General features: G+C 52.5%; 12 protein-coding genes and 1 pseudogene. All 13 read right to left on the bottom strand.

Annotated elements, in window-relative coordinates; genetic code table 11:
* Positions 1-95: 95 nt before the first annotated feature.
* A pseudogene (locus JFN88_RS25530) lies at positions 96-419 on the bottom strand (response regulator transcription factor); the annotation flags it as partial.
* Positions 416-673 (bottom strand): sensor histidine kinase, encoded by a 258-nt coding sequence (locus tag JFN88_RS22985; protein WP_199021689.1) that lies wholly within the window; start codon positions 671-673, stop codon positions 416-418. The gene JFN88_RS22985 and the pseudogene JFN88_RS25530, both read right to left, overlap by 4 nt.
* Complete coding sequence (locus JFN88_RS22990; protein ID WP_199021690.1) at positions 670-1254, bottom strand: sensor histidine kinase; 585 nt, start codon at positions 1252-1254, stop codon at positions 670-672. Before JFN88_RS22990 ends, JFN88_RS22985 begins: the two co-directional genes overlap by 4 nt.
* A gap of 58 nt (positions 1255-1312) precedes the next feature.
* Positions 1313-1660, bottom strand: a complete 348-nt coding sequence (locus JFN88_RS22995; RefSeq protein ID WP_199021691.1) for a helix-turn-helix domain-containing protein — start codon at positions 1658-1660, stop codon at positions 1313-1315.
* Between the two features lie 181 nt (positions 1661-1841).
* Positions 1842-2609, bottom strand: a complete 768-nt coding sequence (locus JFN88_RS23000) for an SDR family oxidoreductase (RefSeq protein ID WP_199021692.1) — start codon at positions 2607-2609, stop codon at positions 1842-1844.
* A 43-nt stretch (positions 2610-2652) separates the two neighbouring features.
* Positions 2653-3348 (bottom strand): 4'-phosphopantetheinyl transferase family protein, encoded by a 696-nt coding sequence (locus JFN88_RS23005; protein ID WP_199021693.1) that lies wholly within the window; start codon positions 3346-3348, stop codon positions 2653-2655.
* Entirely contained in the window at positions 3345-4628 is a 1284-nt protein-coding gene (gene fabD, locus JFN88_RS23010; protein WP_199021694.1) for an ACP S-malonyltransferase, read from the bottom strand. The genes JFN88_RS23005 and fabD overlap by 4 nt, the downstream gene beginning before the upstream one ends.
* A gap of 57 nt (positions 4629-4685) precedes the next feature.
* Entirely contained in the window at positions 4686-5747 is a 1062-nt protein-coding gene (locus tag JFN88_RS23015; RefSeq protein ID WP_199021695.1) for an HAD-IIIC family phosphatase, read from the bottom strand.
* A gap of 13 nt (positions 5748-5760) precedes the next feature.
* Positions 5761-6933: an acyl-CoA dehydrogenase family protein gene (locus JFN88_RS23020; protein WP_199021696.1), complete on the bottom strand. Its 1173-nt coding sequence runs from the start codon at positions 6931-6933 to the stop codon at positions 5761-5763.
* Positions 6934-6947: 14 nt separating this feature from the next.
* Positions 6948-7202, bottom strand: a complete 255-nt coding sequence (locus JFN88_RS23025) for an acyl carrier protein (protein WP_233168347.1) — start codon at positions 7200-7202, stop codon at positions 6948-6950.
* A 24-nt stretch (positions 7203-7226) separates the two neighbouring features.
* Complete coding sequence (locus JFN88_RS23030; protein WP_199021697.1) at positions 7227-8069, bottom strand: 3-hydroxyacyl-CoA dehydrogenase family protein; 843 nt, start codon at positions 8067-8069, stop codon at positions 7227-7229.
* Positions 8070-8113: 44 nt separating this feature from the next.
* Positions 8114-11731: a non-ribosomal peptide synthetase gene (locus tag JFN88_RS23035; protein WP_199021698.1), complete on the bottom strand. Its 3618-nt coding sequence runs from the start codon at positions 11729-11731 to the stop codon at positions 8114-8116.
* 40 nt (positions 11732-11771) lie between these two features.
* Positions 11772-17003 carry an SDR family NAD(P)-dependent oxidoreductase gene (locus JFN88_RS23040; protein ID WP_199021699.1) on the bottom strand — a complete coding sequence of 1744 codons (5232 nt, stop codon included), beginning with the start codon at positions 17001-17003 and terminating at the stop codon, positions 11772-11774.
* Position 17004: the final 1 nt, after the last annotated feature.

Raw genomic sequence — 17004 nt, forward strand, 5'->3', positions numbered from 1 at the left:
ATTGACGGAAAAAACTTGTCCGGGCTGCTGCGCTCGGCTGCCGCTGGATCATTCCGTTGACTATGACGGCGCAGTTGGGCTTTGATGCGTGCCATGACGATGTCGGGATCGAATGGCTTGGTAATATAATCATCTCCCCCTATTTCGAAGCCCGTTAGAACCTGTCCGCTTTCCCGGTTGCTGCTGATCAAGATGATGGGGAGGTCGGACTGTTGGCGCACGCGGGCGGACAACTCCATGCCGTCGCCGTCGGGAAGCATGATGTCGCACAGCAGCAAATCCGGCGCATGCTGACGGAATAGCTGGAGGGCTTCCTGCACACGGGTAGCGATGATAGCCTGATAGCCCTCATTGTTTATATAAATCGACAGCAGCTCTGCGATATCCGGATCGTCTTCAACGATTAAAATGGTTGTCAATTGTGCACTCCCTCCGAGGCATGATTCTGGTTTGCGGGTTCGAAGCGTAGCGGAAGCGTCACTTGAAAATCGCTCCCGCTCCCCTGGTCGCTCTCTACCCGGATGGAACCATGATGAACATGAACGATTTCACGGGAAATGACAAGTCCCAGGCCGGATCCCTCCTTTTTTCCCGAACCATTGGCAATCTGATAAAAACGTTCAAAGATATGCTCTTGCTCGGATTGGGGGATGCCGATGCCGGAGTCGTTCATATGAATAACGGCCTGACCGGAATCAGATGCTTCAGCGCGTTGATATCCAGCGCTATGCGGATAACGCCGTTCGCCGGCGTGAATTTAAGCGCGTTGGACAACAAATTGGCCAATACCTGCTCCATCCGCAACGGATCGATGTGCGCGATCACGAGCTCCGTTTCGTCTGACATAACAGGAAGATCCAGCAAAAACTGAATCTGTTTCGCGTTAGCTTCCCATTCGTATTTTAAATAAAATTGCTCGATATACGGGATGATCAGCACATCTTTGATTTGGAATTCGATTTGTCGGGTTTCCAGTTTGGTCAGCTCAAGCAGATCCTCTATCAGCCGTTGCAGCAGGGCGGAGCGTTCGTAGATGCGTTCGGCATATTTGGGGGCATTTGCCGTAATGATGCCATCCTTGAGTGCCTTGGCGTAGCCTTTGATCGCGGTCATCGGTGTGCCTAGCTCATGAGAGATATTGGCAAGCAGCTTGATTCTGAAGCTTTCGCTCTGCTTCATCTTTTCATTGGCTTGCTCTAACTGCTCGTTCACCTCGAGTAATTGTCGCGTGCGTGCCTTGATGCATTTCTCCACAGAGTCATTGGCCTGCTGGAGTTGGTCGCTTGATACAAGTCTACATGTCGAACGAGGGTTAGCGTGTACGTCTTCGCCGGATCTCTGCCAACTTTTTTTCGAAGGCGCTCTCCAACACACTTTTACTTGAAATGCCATGCTGCTTTGTCGCTTCTCGGACGGAGTACTTTCCGGATAGAACGTCACGAATCGCGGTTTGCTTGAGCTCATGTGAGTACGGTTTCCAGGCTTTGGATTCCTTCAACCCTTCATAGCCATCTGCTTTGTATTTCCTTATCCAATCCCGAACGGTCTGATTGTCGATCCCCAGTTTCTTTCCTTCATAATGCGGATTTGAATCATGCTGCAAGCATCTTCTGACAACCTGTAGTTTTACATCTAATGAAATTGGACTCCTTTTCGACATCCCAAAAACTCCCATCATGGTAGCAGTAGACGTTTTGTTTTTTCTACTGTCTACTATGATGGGAGCATATCAATACGGCGAGTGTCGATTCTTTTTCTTTTTTTCACTGTCTACTTGACGAGAACACTTCAAATCATAACGCGAGCAGAGGTTCTTTGCATGTATCTTTTCAGCCAGTCTGCTAGGGTCCCAGAATATGGTATCCCGAGTCAACGTGGAGAACTTCGCCAGTAACCCCTCTCGACAGACGGCTTAATAAAAATAGCGTCGCGTCGCCTATTTCATCCTGTTGAACGTTGCGGCGAAGAGGAGCGCGCCGCTCGATCTCTGACAACAAATCATGGATGCCTGAAATTGCCGCCGCCGCAGAGGTCAGTACAGGACCGGCCGATACGGCGTTCACGCGAATGGCATACCGCCCCAAATCCTCTGACAAATAACGCACACTGGCTTCAAGGGCCGCCTTGGCGACGCCCATCACATGGTAGTTTTTTACGACCCGTTCGGAACCTAAATAGGTTTGCGTGACCATGCTTCCCCCATCCTTCATCAAGCTGCGTGCATGCTTGGCCATCGCCACGAAAGAGTAAGAGCTGGCGCTTTGCGCCAACAGGTACCCTTCCCGCGTCGTATCGATATATTCACCCTGCAGAAGTTCAGCATAGGCAATGGAATGAACGAGTCCATGAATCGTGCCAACTTGATCTCCAATGCGGCTGAAGGCTTCTCCCAGGCTTGCATCATCCAGTATGTCACACGGCACTACGGCAGCCGCTTCAATGTCGGACTCCTTGAGCAGCTTCGTTAATTTTCGCAGCGATTTCTCCTTGCGGTACGTAAACACCAGGTTGGCGCCTTCCCGGTGAAGCGATTGTGCCACTCCCCAGGCCAAACTCTTTTCGTTGGCAACCCCTGATACAACAATCGTCTGACCCTCTATCAGCATCATTCATTTCTCCTCACAAGACGCATACAAAATCATTGTGGAAAAGTCAGCCCAGCAAAGGAAGCAGCCCCTCCAATTCGCCATATTCCAGCTGACGCATGGTCGGCACGGCATCACGGAACGTGCATAGTGTCATCACATGGGACTCATCCACTACATATTGCCGAAAATAAGCGGGAGCGGCCTCCGCACCCAAGTGTGCCGTCACCTCTCCGTCCTCGCCAATCGCGAAAGAGAACGAATCCAGCGGAATCGACAAGCCTTTGCCTACAGCCTTAATATAGCTTTCCTTCAATGTCCACAGCCGGTAGAAGTAGGTTAGTTGACGGCTGGCGGGTAGGCCCATAAGCGCGTCATATTCTTCCTCTACGCAGAACCATTCCGCAACGGATATATCGATCAGTTTTATACGTTCAACATCGATACCAACCGGGCAATCGCCAAACGCGCAAACGACCCAATCCCCGGCATGCGACACATTGAAGTAACAGCCAGACGGCTTGTCCAGCAAGGGCTTCCCGAACTCATTCCTGCTGAATGACAACTCATTATTCCGTACCTGCCACCGTCTGCAAGCCGCCAATCGTACCATCATTTCCCCGGTCAGCGATCGATAAGCATCGGCTGATTTGCGGAATCGGCGGACAGCCTCCCGTCTTTCTGCCGAAACATAATTCAGCAACGTCGGGTAAAGCGCTGCAGCCTTCTTTTCATCCAGCTGCAGCATATATACCTCAATCATGAGATTTTTTCGGCCAGACGAGCAGGAGCAAGATATTCATTCAATTCATAGTACGTGCCCGTTTCGTCAATAATCTGGTTGTACCAGTGTGTCTGCTCTTCCTCAGGCACCTGCTTGGTGTCCAGAATAATTTTGAGCAAATCAAGCGCTTCTCTCATTTGCTCCAGGGTGGGCTTTGCACCGCTCTCCTCAAGACTGTCCTGAATTCCCTGAATTTTTCGATACGATTTGACCACCTTCTCCTGGTACTCCTCGTTGTCCCAGTTCCGGTTAGGCGTAGCGACTGCTACCGCCAGCGACCGCGTAATGATCGTCGGGATATGCTTTTTAAGGCCGGGATAAGCAGACAAAATTTGCTCGATTTTTTTACGGTCTTCCTTGGCGCCGTAGCAAAGCGCTTCGATCCCTTCCACATTCGCCTTCACCATATTGGTTAAAACATTTTTCGGGCCCATCTCGATTGCCAGCGTAACGCCTTTATGTTTAAAATATTGCATCGTCCGCTCCCACTGAACCGGTTGCGTCAGATGAAGCGCCAGATTGTTCGCGACCTTCTCCGAATGCGCCATAGGCTCGGCATTGCGATTGGTGATGACCGGATATTTGAAAAAGCCGTACGGGAGCCGGGACAGCTTCTCCAGCAACAGGTCTGCCATGGGCTGCATATAGCTGCAGTGGAACGGAGCACTGGCAAGGAGCGGGGTCGCCAGACCGCCTTGCTCGGTCAACCGGTCCTCCAGTTCCATAACGGCATCGCTGTCGCCAGAAATTGCAGTCTGATTCGGCGTATTATAGCAGCTAACCGAAACCTGACGACCTTCCTGCACCATCTCTTGACACGCTTGTTCAACAAGCCTGCTCTCGACTCCATCCACGATGGACATCGCCCCGACCCCGCTCGCCGCAACCTCGTCGGTCAGCGTTCCGCGTTCATGAAGCAACTGTACGGCGTCAGGGAACCGGATTGCTCCGGCGCATGTAAATGCCGCATACTCACCGAGACTGTGGCCGGCGAGAAACTGCGGAACGATTCCAAGCTCCTGCATATAGGCACGGAAGCTCGCTACACTGGATACGAGAATGGCTGGCTGGGAATTTTTCGCCTTGGACAGTTCGGCCAGCGTTCCCTCAAAACAAAGCTTGGCCAAATCGTACCCCAGCACATCGTTTGCTTCCTCAAACGTTTGCTTCACGATCGTATATTGATCGTACAGACCTTTCGACATACCTACAAAATGAGAACCTTGCCCCGGGAATAAAAACGCCATTTTCTCCATCATTACATCCTCCTGTATCGTAGTAGCAGATATTCATCATTGAAACCTGAGTTTCCCGCATCAGACGCGGCTGATCAGTGTTACATAATCCGGAACGCTTTGAATGTAAGCCGGATCATGCTCGAAAATAATAAGTCCCTCATTGTGCTCGATTTCCTTAAATCCGGCAAACTTGTAGGTGAGAAGCATCATTCGATTGCGGTCGGTAGGTACGAATTCGGCGCGCAGCACCGCATTGGCTTCATGCGCCAGTTTGGCGACATAATTCAGCATAATGCTGCCGACTCCCCGGGACATGACGCGGCAGGACATTAAGAGCAGCTTAAGCGTCCAGATACTGCCATTGCGCTCCAGCAGCGTCAAGCCGATTTTGCCGTAGTCGCCATATTTATCTTCCAGATCGGAAATTAGCAGCAGGTGATCCGATGAATGGCGGAACGCATCCAGTTCCTCATAGGAATAGGTATAGCCCGTCGCATTCAGTTGATGAGTTCTTACAGTCAGCTCCTCGGCCCGTTTCAGGTCGTCCCCTTCCACCGGAGACACGGTAAACACCATGCCGAGCGAAGCGAGAAACTCTTCCTGGGAGCCCTCAAAACTGGACTCCTCTTCATTCCTTACAATATCGCTCATGTACAAGCGCCTGCGATTGCGGGAATCCTCGGTTACAAAAGTAGGGTTGAATTCTGGCAGATCGAGCAGTTTGTCCGTTTCAATGGCGTCGATGCAGAGAACATCCGGATGGTTGAAGCTGACCTCCTCCCGTTCGAACGGCTGATCGTCGATAAAGGCAATGGTGTCCATACCGATATTAATGGATTCTACAATTGTCTTGATCGAGGCCGACTTGCGGTTCCAGTTAATTTGCGGATAGATGAAATATTCATCAATTCCGAGCTCCTGCAATTTTGCCATCGCAACCTCGTGTTCATTGCGGCTTGCGATCGATTGCAGAATCCCCCGCTCATCTAACGTCTTGATCACATGGACAATATCCCCCCGTAGCTCAACCGAGGCATCCTCCATTAAAATGCCATTCCAAATCGTATGATCCAAATCCCACACGACACATTTGATTTTCCGCTTGGACGTCTTCTTCTTCTCCTCAATCTGGTAAGACATGCGCATCATCTCCTTAGGAATAAACAGTTTCGGATTTCGGCTGGACTGTCCGGCGGCCCGTCACGAACTCCTGCTCGGCAATAAGCATTTCGTGCATCTGAGTTGTTCCCTCGATAATTTCATTGATTTTTGCATCCCGGAAATAACGCTCGACCGGATATCCATCATGGCAGCCGTTGGCGCCATGGATCTGCACCGTGTCGCCGACAATTTTGCCAAGCATCGTCGAAGCAAAATATTTAGCCGTCCACGTTTCCATAATGCTGTCCGGGTCTCCAATATCCCGCAAATAGCCTGCTTTGTAGCACAGCAGCCGCGCAGCCTTTACCTGCACCGCCATTTCGGATACCATCTTCTGAATAAGCTGATTGTCTCGCAGCGGCCGGCCGAACTGGATTCTTGTGCTTCCATACTCCACCGCTGCCTCCAGACAAGCCTGGGCCAATCCAACGCAGCCGCAAGCTATTGTATATCTGCCATAATCCAGGCATGGCAACGCAATATGGGTCAGCCCCATGCCGACTTGCCCAAGCAAGTTTTGTTTTGGGATTCGGCATTCGGTCATTACAACTTCCGCAATCATCGAGCCTCTGGCGCCAAGCAGGCCAAACATGGGCGAGACGGTCAGCCCGGGGCGTTCCCGCTCAACGAGAAAGGCCGCAGGCTTGCCGTTGCACTTTGCAAAAATGAGGAAAAGATTCGCGATTTGGGCGACGGTGATCCATTTCTTCGTTCCTGTCAGCACATACTCGTCTCCGTCCAGAACGGCTGTCGTCTCGATGCTTTTGGCATCGCTGCCGGCGCCTGGCTCTGTCAGTCCGAACGCTGCCAACACCCCGCCTGAGGCCAGTTGGGGCAGCCACTGGTTCCGCTGCTGCTCCGTACCCCAGCGCAATATAGCCAGGGATACCATTCCATGTACGGTCAACAGGCTTCTGGCTGAAGAGCAGCCGCGCCCGATTTCCTCGTTAAGAATGCCGCATGTCACATTATCCAGTCCCATACCGCCATAGTTTTTCGGCAGCATTGAACCTAAATAGCCAGCATCGATCATGCTTTTGAGCATATCCGGGTGGATGCGCTCCTCGCGGTCATTTCGATCAGCAAGCGGAACAATATGCTCATCCACAAACGCGTCAAATTGTTCCTGCCATTGGCTCTGCTCCGGCGTTAGCTCCAGCTTCATCGTAATTCCTCCCGCTACAATTGTTGGTCAACCACTGTTTTCTCTTCAATTAAAGCTGCCATCCGGTTAATCGTCCGGAAATTGTCCAAATCCATATCTTTGCTGTCGATAGTGACTGCAAACTCCTTCTCCAGAAACATTACAAGCTGCATGGCGAACAATGAATTGACGAAGCCGAGCGCAAAAATATCCTCATCGTCCGCAAGCTCATGTTTGCGGAAAAACCGGGATAAAAATTTTTTGATTTTCACTTTGTTCTCTTCCATCATTGACACTCTCCTTGTCATTTTAAATTAGTACGTATAAAAGCCTTGGCCGCTCTTTTTGCCGTGCAGCCCCGCGTCCACCATCTTTTGCAGCAGCGGACAACAGCGGAATTTGGGGTCCTGGTAGCTCTCATAGAGAACGTGCAGTGAATGCACAACCGTATCCAGTCCGATCAAATCAGCTGTTTCCAACGGTCCCATCGCATGTCCATAGCATTTTTTGAAAATATCGTCCACTTCCTCGGCTGTCGCCACCTGATCCTGCACCACAAAGGCGGCTTCATTCATGAACAAATGGGAAATCCGATTGGACACAAAGCCCGGATAATCGTTTACGAGAATCATTTCCTTGCCCATCAAGCCCAGCAGTTCCTCGACCGCACGTATACATTCATCCGACGTATAATAGCCCCGGATAACCTCGACGGTCTTTTTCAACGGCACCGGGTTCATGAAATGCGTACCGATAACTTGCGACGCCCGGCTTGTGACCGCAGCGAGCTTCGTAATGGAGATACAGGACGTATTGATCATAAAAATGCAATCCTCACGGCATATGTCGTCGATAAGCTCGTAGATACCCCGCTTCACCTCCCAGTTTTCCGTCGCATTTTCAATGACAAAGTTGACATCGGCAAGCATCTGGTGCTCTGTTGTAAATTGAATGCGTCCCATAATCTGCTCCGCGGCCTCTACCTTTTCAGAGGAGCCGAATAGGGCTCGAAAACGCAGCTGGTTTGCTATTTCCGCTCTCGTATGCTCAAGCTTCGCTTGATCAATATCAACCACCACAACCGATAACCCTGATTGGGCCAGTGCTTGGGCAACCCCGCTTCCCATCACACCTGCTCCGATTACTCCTACTCTCACTGCGCTCCCACTTCTTTCTACATTGAATTTTTGCAAACTTTTTCCTAGCCAGACGTTGTAATTTTTTCCAATTCATCGTGATCAGGAATGATCCCGGCCAGTTTGTCCGCATATTCACGCTCCAGCGCGAATGCCAGATCAAACTGCCCGCATAGCAGCGTTACCGTTTCCGGCCTTAGTTTGGCGGAAAACACTGACTTGGCCACCTTGGCGCGGATTTGCTTCCACACTTCCAGAATGGAGTCCACATCAGGCTGGAGCTGAAGGTAAGGGCCAAGCAGCTGCTCGTAGCGATACTTGTCAAACAGCTTCGCGTTGACGATTTGATTCAGCGCGTCAAGCAGACGCTCACCGTCTTGTGCAAGGAAACGTTCGTCTCGCATCTTTTGGCTAACTACTTGAATAAATCGTTCCAGGGCGGACATGCTGGCGCTGATCATCCGCCGCCGTTCCCCGGCCGCAACGCTGGAAGCGATTAAACGGTTCACATCCGAGGACTCATCCTTGCCAGCGGCTGCGGACAGCTCGTAATAAACCGGCTCCTCGCTGCCAAACTCGTCCAGATAGCCCAAATGGCCTTGCAGGGTGTCCTCATAGCTGACCCAGCGCTTCCGGTACGTTAAATTTTCAATATGGTCGTGCTCGATCACGCTGAACACTTGCCTTGAATCGTCGAAGCCGAACACCAGCCAGGAATGCGGCCAATGCTTCGTTTGATAGGTTTCCGTCCGGTCTGTGGCATAGTAGCAGTCAATCCGCACGATTGCCAGCTTATTGCTGCGGACGGCCTGCTTGATTTCCCCGACGACGTCCCGGCCCGCCATTCTCATATCCATCGCAATTCCCATGCTGCCCAACAAATTGTACAGCGGCACTGCAGACTCGTACCCGACCTGAAAATGTACGTTTGCCTCATCAAACTTGTATACAACCGTATCATTGACCAGAAGAGGCAGCAGGCTTCTCTCAAAATAGCGGATAGACGGAAACAGCGAATGATAGAAACATTCCTTGTAAAAGACATCGTTGAACGGCTCAATCCGCTCATCATGCGCGACTTTCACCCATGTTGCGCCGGCGAACGCTTCAATACCGGCTGGCAAGCTGGCGTCCTCTGCAACATTGCCTGTCGGGGCGTCCTTTATCCTGTTCAGGAATCCTCTAATTGTCGGATAACGGTACAGATCTTCGCCATCAAAAGCGAATCCTGCCTTCTCCAGCTCTACCTCCAGGCGCAGCGCCTTCAGGGAATGGCCGCCCGCATTGAAGAAATCATCGGTCACACCGATTCCCTCTACTTCCAGCACCGACTTCCAGATAAGCAGCAGCCGCTCCTCCTGCTCGCTGGCAGGCGGCTCTCCGATAAACAGCCTGTCGGACAACGCATACGGGTCAGGCAATTGCTTTCGATCGATTTTGCCATTCGGCGTATATGGAAGCTCGTCAAGCGGAATGTAGAACGATGGCAGCATATAATCCGGCAGTTTGGAGGCGATCGCACTTCTTAGCTCATCAGCGGTTATACGGGTCTGGGAAACGTAATAGGCGCATAAAATCCGGTTGCCCTGACCGTCCTCCTTTGCTTGGCAGACCGCCGCCTTTACTTCTCGCATACCGAGAAGCGCAGACTCGATCTCCCCGAGTTCCACCCGAAAGCCCCTGATTTTCACTTGATTGTCGATGCGTCCTAAAAACTCGATTTCTCCATCCGGCAGCCGTCTGGCTAAATCACCAGTCCGGTACATTCTGCCCCCTCCAAAAGGGCAGGGTACGAACCGCTCGGCTGTCAGTTGCTCGCGCTGCCAGTAACCGATGGCCATACCGTCCCCCGCAATGCATAGTTCGCCTGCTACTCCCTCAGGCAGTTGCCGCATTCGCGAATCGACAATATACAGTTGCGTATTGGCAATGGGCGTCCCAAGGGTAATAGAGGATGCATGCGTAACATTCTTCACGGCAGACCACACCGTTGTTTCCGTCGGGCCGTACATATTGTAAATGTCCGCTTGTCCGCACCGTTCCCGGAGCTTGCGAAGCAGTTCCTCCGGGAACGCTTCGCCGCCAAGCATCAATGTTGTCACGTGTGCGAGTCCTGCCTCCGCAGCTTCATCGTTCAGCAGCAGCTGCACCCGTGACGGGGTTGCCTGAAACAGCTGAATTTGATGATCTGCAAGCCATCTGTTTAACAAAGCCGGACTTTGCTGCTCTTGTTCGCCAGCGATGACGACAGTGAGGCCCTGAGTTAATGGCAGCAGCGTCTCCAGTACGAAAATATCAAAGGAGAGCGTCGTCACGGCAGCAATCCTCTTGCCTTCGGTGAATGAGGGGATACACTCGGTAATGCCGGTGATGAAATTGACCACCGACCGGTGCGGAACAAGCACCCCCTTCGGCAAGCCGGTCGAGCCGGATGTGTAGATCAAATAGGCGGCATCTTCGGGAGCACTGACATCGAACAACATAAATCCGCTCTCTTCATAGATCGAGCTGTCGTCCACATCCAACACCGCACCCTGAAAGGGAACCGTCTCCACAAACCCGCTCTGCGTTAGCAATACGGCTGATCCGCTATCATTCAACATGTGCGCAATCCGATCGGACGGATAGGTTGGATCAATCGGTACATAAGCGCCCCCGGCCTTTAAGACCGCCAGAATCGCAACGATCATCTCCGGTGACCGGTTCGTCATAATGGCGGCAACCTGCTGCCGTCCGATCCCTTTTGTCCGGAGCAGGCAGGCAAGTCGATCCGAGCGTTCCTTCAGTTGGCCGTAAGTGAGCTCTTGACTGGCAAACCGCAGAGCCGTCCATTCGGGCGTCCTCTGTGCCTGATGGTCAAACAGCTCATGAATCGTTTTATCCTTTGGATAACAAACCGCTGTGGAGTTGAGCGCTTCGAGCTCGTCGACCTCCTCCGGCAAGAGCATCTTCACATGGCTTAACGGCATACTGCTGTCTTGGAGCGCCTCGTCCAAAAAGCTGATGAAATGGCGGCCGATGCGTTCTATAAAACGCCGGGAATACATCGATCGTTCATACAGCAACTCCAGCAGGAGACGATCTTCCTCCAAAGAAAAATAAAAGGTAACCGTCGCCTGCGCGTCCTGGAGATAGATCGGAGCATGCAGCGTATTCATCGCAACGACCGTCTTGAAAGCGGGCGCTGCCGCTTCAGCATCCTGCTTGATCAGCCTGATCACGGCAGAATAAGAGATATGCTTGTACTTCCTCGCTTCCTGGACAGTTTGGCTGACATGCCTTATATAAGATTTGAAAGAAAGCGCCTCGTCCACGTCCATTTGCAACGCGGTCAACTGATCGGGGACGCTGCTCTCTCCCGTTCGACGCCCGGACGGCATGCCGACGGTCACCGTTTGCTCTCCTGTATATCGGTGAAGCACATAAAGCACCCCGGACAAAAGCAGCGCATATATTCCCTGATGGGAACCACTGCTTGCCGACAACAGCTTTTCTGTCAAAGCTGCCGGGAGCCTGCAGTTGACCAACTCGGGCACTCCGGTACGCGACTTCTGCTCCCTCAGATCCCCCTCAAAGCCCGAAGGCAAGGAGTCAGGATCGAGTTTTCCAAGCCAATACTCCCGCTCCTCCTCCCACTTGCCGCTCGTCAGGAGCAAGTTGTCCGAATAGGAATCTATTCCCACGCCATGTCCCTCCCATCACTTCCACTCATACGGTAGAAATCTACAAGTTAAAGGAAATTTCCTCGTCTTCCTCATATGCCGGGTTCAAGGCTCCCAAGCTTGCCAGCTCAATATCCTGCAACCGTGTCTGTGGCGCAGCAGCAATGGACACCAATATGCTCAAATAGTCTTCGAGCATCCGCTCAGCCGTCTGTGGACGGAACAGCAGCGTATTGTATTCCAATCTCAGCTGAAGCTGACCGCCCTTGTCCATTGCCTCCAATGTCAGGTCGTAATCGGTCAGATTGTAAATATGCTCAAGCGATCGCCCAATTGACCTTTCTTCAACCTGAATATTCTGATAGATAAAGACCGTATCAAATACCAGGCGCCTGTTTGGAGTTCGCTGTACGTCCAACTGATAGATGAGTTCATCGAGCGGGTAATCCTGATTGTTGAAAGCCAGGACTGCACTCGCTTTTACCTGCTCCAGGCAGTTCAGGAATGTCAGCTCCCTCTGCGGCTTAACCCGCATCGCAATCATATTGATAAACATGCCGACAATTTTGTCCATCTCCCGCCTTGGCCGGCCGGTAACCGGCGAGCCGATAACCAGGTCGTCCTGTGCGGTATACTTCGACAGCAGCAAAGCATAAGCGGCAAGCAGCAGCATATACATGGTCGTCCCCGTACTCCCTGCCAGCTTTTTAAGCTTATCTGTCAGCTCCCTGTCTGCAAGGCGCAGTGTTAATCCGCTTTCGAATGCCAATTGCTCCGGTCTGCCGAAATCCAAAGGCAACTGCAACGTTGGAATGCCGTCCGCAAAAGCATGCTGCCAAAATTCCTGTTGATGCTTCATCCCCTCCGAATGCAACAACGACAGTTGCCATTCCACTGCGTCCTTGTACTGATAGGCAAGAGCAGGCAGCGCTTCACCCTTGTACAGCTGTATAAGCTCCCGCATGAAAATCTCCATCGATATGCCGTCTGTAATAATGTGATGGGCATCATACAGCAAGTAGTACTTATCTTCCTCCACCTTCACCAGACCAAGCCTGAACAGCGGCGGTGCGTTCAAATCGAACGGCTGCCTGAACCGGTATATAATCTCTTGCGCCTCTTCCTCGTCGGCCTGCCAGTAAGCGAGCTGAAAGTCCGCCTGATCCCGAATGAGTTGCACGATTTCCCCGTCCATGCTTGTGACGGCCGTACGGAGCACCTCATGACGATCGATCAAGCGACGCACTGCCAGCTCCATCCGTTCAGGCTCAATTCGTATGTTCAATAAAGAAACGCGGAATTGATTGTTGCTCGTATTCTGTGGCTGCCGCTTGAAAGCGAGAAACATTCGTCTTTGGGCGTGGGATGCAGGATAATAAGGCTTATCCTCTGCCTTCTGCATTGGCGGATACGAGTAGAAGCGGGCAGGCTCCTTGCCAGCGGCTTGATTGCTCAAATGCTCCGCCAATTGAGCGACAGTGGTATGCTCGAATAATTCACTCATTTGCACCGCTTCAAACGTATGCGTTTCTATCTCGCCCTGAAGCTTCATCAAGACGAGCGAGTCAGCTCCCATTTCGAAGAAATTGTCATAGATGTCGATCTCTTCGTAGCCGAAGACATGTTTGCAACATAACGCAAGCTTCTGCTCCAACTCGGAATACGGGCCTTCTCCGCGGCCAAGCAGAGTAACGCCATCGGCGCTGCGCGTGCTCTTCTGCGCTCCGCCGCCGCTTGGCTTTTTCTTCTGCTCTTTCTTCGCGGCAATGCGTTGCCTGATCGAATCCGAGCAAGCTACTCCTGAGCGCTCCAGCAGCATGGCTCCGGCTCCGTCATAGTGGACTTGTCCGATCAGCGCTCTGCTCGAATTGTGCCGCAGCAGCAAGGACAATCCTTCCAAGCCTTGATCAGTCGGCAAGGTTTTGAAGATGGTATCGAACACATGACCGCCGTCAAAGGCCATGCCTGTTTCCTTCCATGTCGTCCAGTTGACGGTGAGCGTTCGTCCGGCTCTTCCTTGCCGATAAGCAGCATAGGCGTCCAGGTACGCATTCGCGGCCGCATAATCCCCTTGACCGCGGGCCGTGAAGATTGTAGCAACCGATGAGAACATAATGAAGAAATCCAGCGCCTCTCCCCGGGTAAGTGCGTCAAGCACCCATGTGCCGTAAACCTTGGGCGCATAAATGGCATCGAACATGGCATCGCTTCTGTCCGCGAGCGGACCATCGCTGGAAACGCCTGCACCGTGTACGACCCCCAGAATGGCTCCATACTTGCTCTTCAATTGGGAAATTGCCTGCGACATGAAGTCGTAATCGGACACGTCGGCGCTGATGCATTCGACATTTGCTCCAAGCGTCTCCAGCTCCATCAGCGAGCCGAGCCGCTTCTTCAGCTTGTCCGAGGTATTGCTGTCATCAACAATTGTCTGCCACTGCGCGCGCGGCGGCAGCGGGGTCCTGTTGATGAGAGCCAGATTTACCTTGCCCGAAGCGGAAGCGGCGAACCACTTGGCCATTTCCAGCCCGATGCCGCCGAGCCCGCCGGTGATCAGGTATACGCCATTCTCTTTCAGGGTCAGGGAGCCGCTGTCTCCAGTCATACCGGCAAGCTCAGAGAAAACTTCGATATAGCGGTCGTTTCCTCGAAGTGCAACCGAATAAGCGCCGTCCGCTGCCTGAAGCTCACGCAGCAGCAGTTCGATTGGGACGTTGTCGTCCAAATCGATCATTTTGCAGAAAACGCCCGGCAGTTCCTTGGGGATTACCTTCCCCATGCCGTGAACAGGAGCATGATCCGGGTTAAGCAGCCCCTCTTCCCCGGAAGCCTGAATTGTATTGCGGGTGAGAATATGCAGGGCAAGGGAGTTGTCCCCCTCGGAGAGCGCTCTCGTCAAATAAAACAGACTGTAAGCGCCGCGTTGCTGCCGCTGCTTCAACGTTTCCAGCGAGTCGCTGGCTTCCTGCTTATCCAGCGAAAACAAATGCACAATCTGACTTGGCGCAACATGCTTCAGTGCCTGAATGAGCTGAACATAACTTTCCTTCGAGCCATCGATCCGATAGCCTTCTCGGGTAGGAATACAAGCGGGAGAACCCGCAGTTTCCGGAAGTTTCACAAGTTCGACCTCAATTACTTGTCTGCCGCCCTCTCTGAAAGTTGCCGCGATGTTCTCGCCGATACCGGTGGAGTCCATCAAAATAATGGCTGCCCCATTCGTACCTGCGGCCTCAGGAATACGTTCGCACTTGCGCCACCGCATCTCATAAAACAGCGGTTCTTCCGCCTTGATCCTTGATCCCGGCTCGGGCAAGTCAAGCCAGCAGTGATGCTTCTCGAATGCATAGACCGGGACATGAGTCTTGCTTCGGCTTTCGCCGCTATACAGTTCCTCCCAATTGACATCCGCCCCGCAGACATACAAGTTGCCAATTTCATTGAGAAGCTGTTTTTCCGTATTGCCGACGCCTGCCAATTGCACAATCTTCTCGGACGACTTACGGGTCAGCTCTGCGCGTTTGGCTTCTTTGATTTCGCCATCCTCAAGCTGCTGCTTGTTCCCGGAAACTACCTTATGCCGTCCATAGCGAATGTCGTCATGCGAGAGTTCTTCCAACGAACTGCCGGCAAGCAAGGTGATCTTCTGCCTGAGGTCGGCTTCGTCTTCGAAGGTAACGGCAATTCGGTGCGCATAGTGACCTCTGCCCGTATTGGCTGTGTAGCATAGATCACGCAGCGAAGCGGCTGCAATTGCTTCACGGTTCAAAAGCTGCTCATATCGGTTGACGATGCCGCTCAGCGAAGCTTTGCTTTTAGCCGAAATCGTCAGCAAATTGGGCAGGATGCGAGGTTCCTCATCCTCTCTGTCCGTCTGCTGCTCAGGAGCATATTCTTCCAATACGATATGGCAGTTGGTACCGCTTAGGCCGAAGGCGCTGATCCCGCATCTGCGCGGATGGTCACCAGCATCCCAATCTCGTGTATGTGTGTTCACATAAACCGGGGATTCGCTAAAGCCAATCGTTGCATTCGGCCGATTGAAGTTCAACGCAGCGGGCAGTTTACGATGCTTTAATGAAAGAGCAGCCTTGATCACACCGGCAATGCCGGCGCATTCATAGAGATGGCCTACGTTGGTCTTCAGCGTACTGACAGCGCAAAATTGCTTTTTGCGCGTATGCTTTTTGAACGCCTTGTATAGCCCTTCAATTTCGAGCGGATCGCCGAGTCTCGTCGCTGTGCCATGCACTTCAATATAGGAGAGCGTCTCCGGATGAATGCCCGCATCCTTCCATGCCTTCTGGAGCACATCCGCCTGCGCGTTCGCATTCGGAGCCGTAATGCCTATTGAAGCGCCGTCCTGGTTGACCGCCGTCCCTTTGATAACCGCATAAATCCGATCGCCATCCTGCACCGCTTTGCTGAGGGGCTTAAGCAGCACAGCAGCGCTACCCTCCCCCCAGCCGGCTCCTTCGGCTTCAGCGTCGAATGTCCGCGTACGCCCGTCCGCCGCTTCGACCCCGAGCTTAAGGCCCGAATTGTCGATGGGCAGCAAGTTGATTCGAATCCCGCCTGCCAGCGCCATCTGACAATCGCCGTTTTGGATCGCCTTGCAGGCGAGATGAATGGCAACCGATGAAGAAGAACAGGCGGTGTCCAGGATGAGTGTCGGCCCTTTCAGATCCAGCATGTAGGAGATTCTTGTCGGCAGCATGGCGGCAATGTTGCCTGTCAGTGCCGTTGCCGCCGCTTCCGGGTCCGTATCCAGTATCATCGTGTGGTAGAGCGAACTGCTCGAGTAACCGACATAAACCCCTGTTTGAGTGCCGGTCAGTTTTTTCCCTCCATAGCCAGCGTCCTCAATGGCCTCCCAGGCCGTCTGCAAAAATACCCGCTGGGAGGGGTCCATGAGGCTGGCCTCATTCGGCGTAATGCGGAAGAAGCTGTAATCGAAGGAGGCGATATCATGCAAATATGCGCCTGGCGAATATTTCACTTCCCAGCCCATGTCAGCCAGCATATCCGCTACATAACTTTCGATGTCTGCACTTCGCTCCTGCGGAAAAGAGCCTGTCAGATCGATTCCGGCTTCGATGTTCCTCCAGAACTCTTCCGGAGATTCCGTACCTGCAATGTGGGAGGACATCCCGATAATTGCGATGTCCTCCTTGCGGGTCTCCTCCTGCTCTGCTTGTGTCTGGCGAAGCAACGTAACCATACGCACGGCATCTTCTTTTTCAATTTTCCCTTCGGTAGCTCTCTTGAGAATATAATGGTATAGCTTGTCCATA

The organism is Paenibacillus roseus (assembly GCF_016424485.1).
Taxonomy (GTDB): Bacteria; Bacillota; Bacilli; order Paenibacillales; family Paenibacillaceae; genus Paenibacillus_D; species Paenibacillus_D roseus.

Coding starts and splice junctions, on each gene's coding strand:
- fabD (WP_199021694.1), bottom strand. CDS start 4,628: ATGATGGAGAAAATGGCGTTTTTATTCCCGGGGCAAGGTTCTCATTTT.
- JFN88_RS23000 (WP_199021692.1), bottom strand. CDS start 2,609: ATGATGCTGATAGAGGGTCAGACGATTGTTGTATCAGGGGTTGCCAAC.
- JFN88_RS23020 (WP_199021696.1), bottom strand. CDS start 6,933: ATGAAGCTGGAGCTAACGCCGGAGCAGAGCCAATGGCAGGAACAATTT.
- JFN88_RS22995 (WP_199021691.1), bottom strand. CDS start 1,660: ATGTCGAAAAGGAGTCCAATTTCATTAGATGTAAAACTACAGGTTGTC.
- JFN88_RS23040 (WP_199021699.1), bottom strand. CDS start 17,003: ATGGACAAGCTATACCATTATATTCTCAAGAGAGCTACCGAAGGGAAA.
- JFN88_RS23025 (WP_233168347.1), bottom strand. CDS start 7,202: ATGATGGAAGAGAACAAAGTGAAAATCAAAAAATTTTTATCCCGGTTT.
- JFN88_RS23005 (WP_199021693.1), bottom strand. CDS start 3,348: ATGATTGAGGTATATATGCTGCAGCTGGATGAAAAGAAGGCTGCAGCG.
- JFN88_RS22985 (WP_199021689.1), bottom strand. CDS start 673: ATGAACGACTCCGGCATCGGCATCCCCCAATCCGAGCAAGAGCATATC.
- JFN88_RS23015 (WP_199021695.1), bottom strand. CDS start 5,747: ATGTCTTACCAGATTGAGGAGAAGAAGAAGACGTCCAAGCGGAAAATC.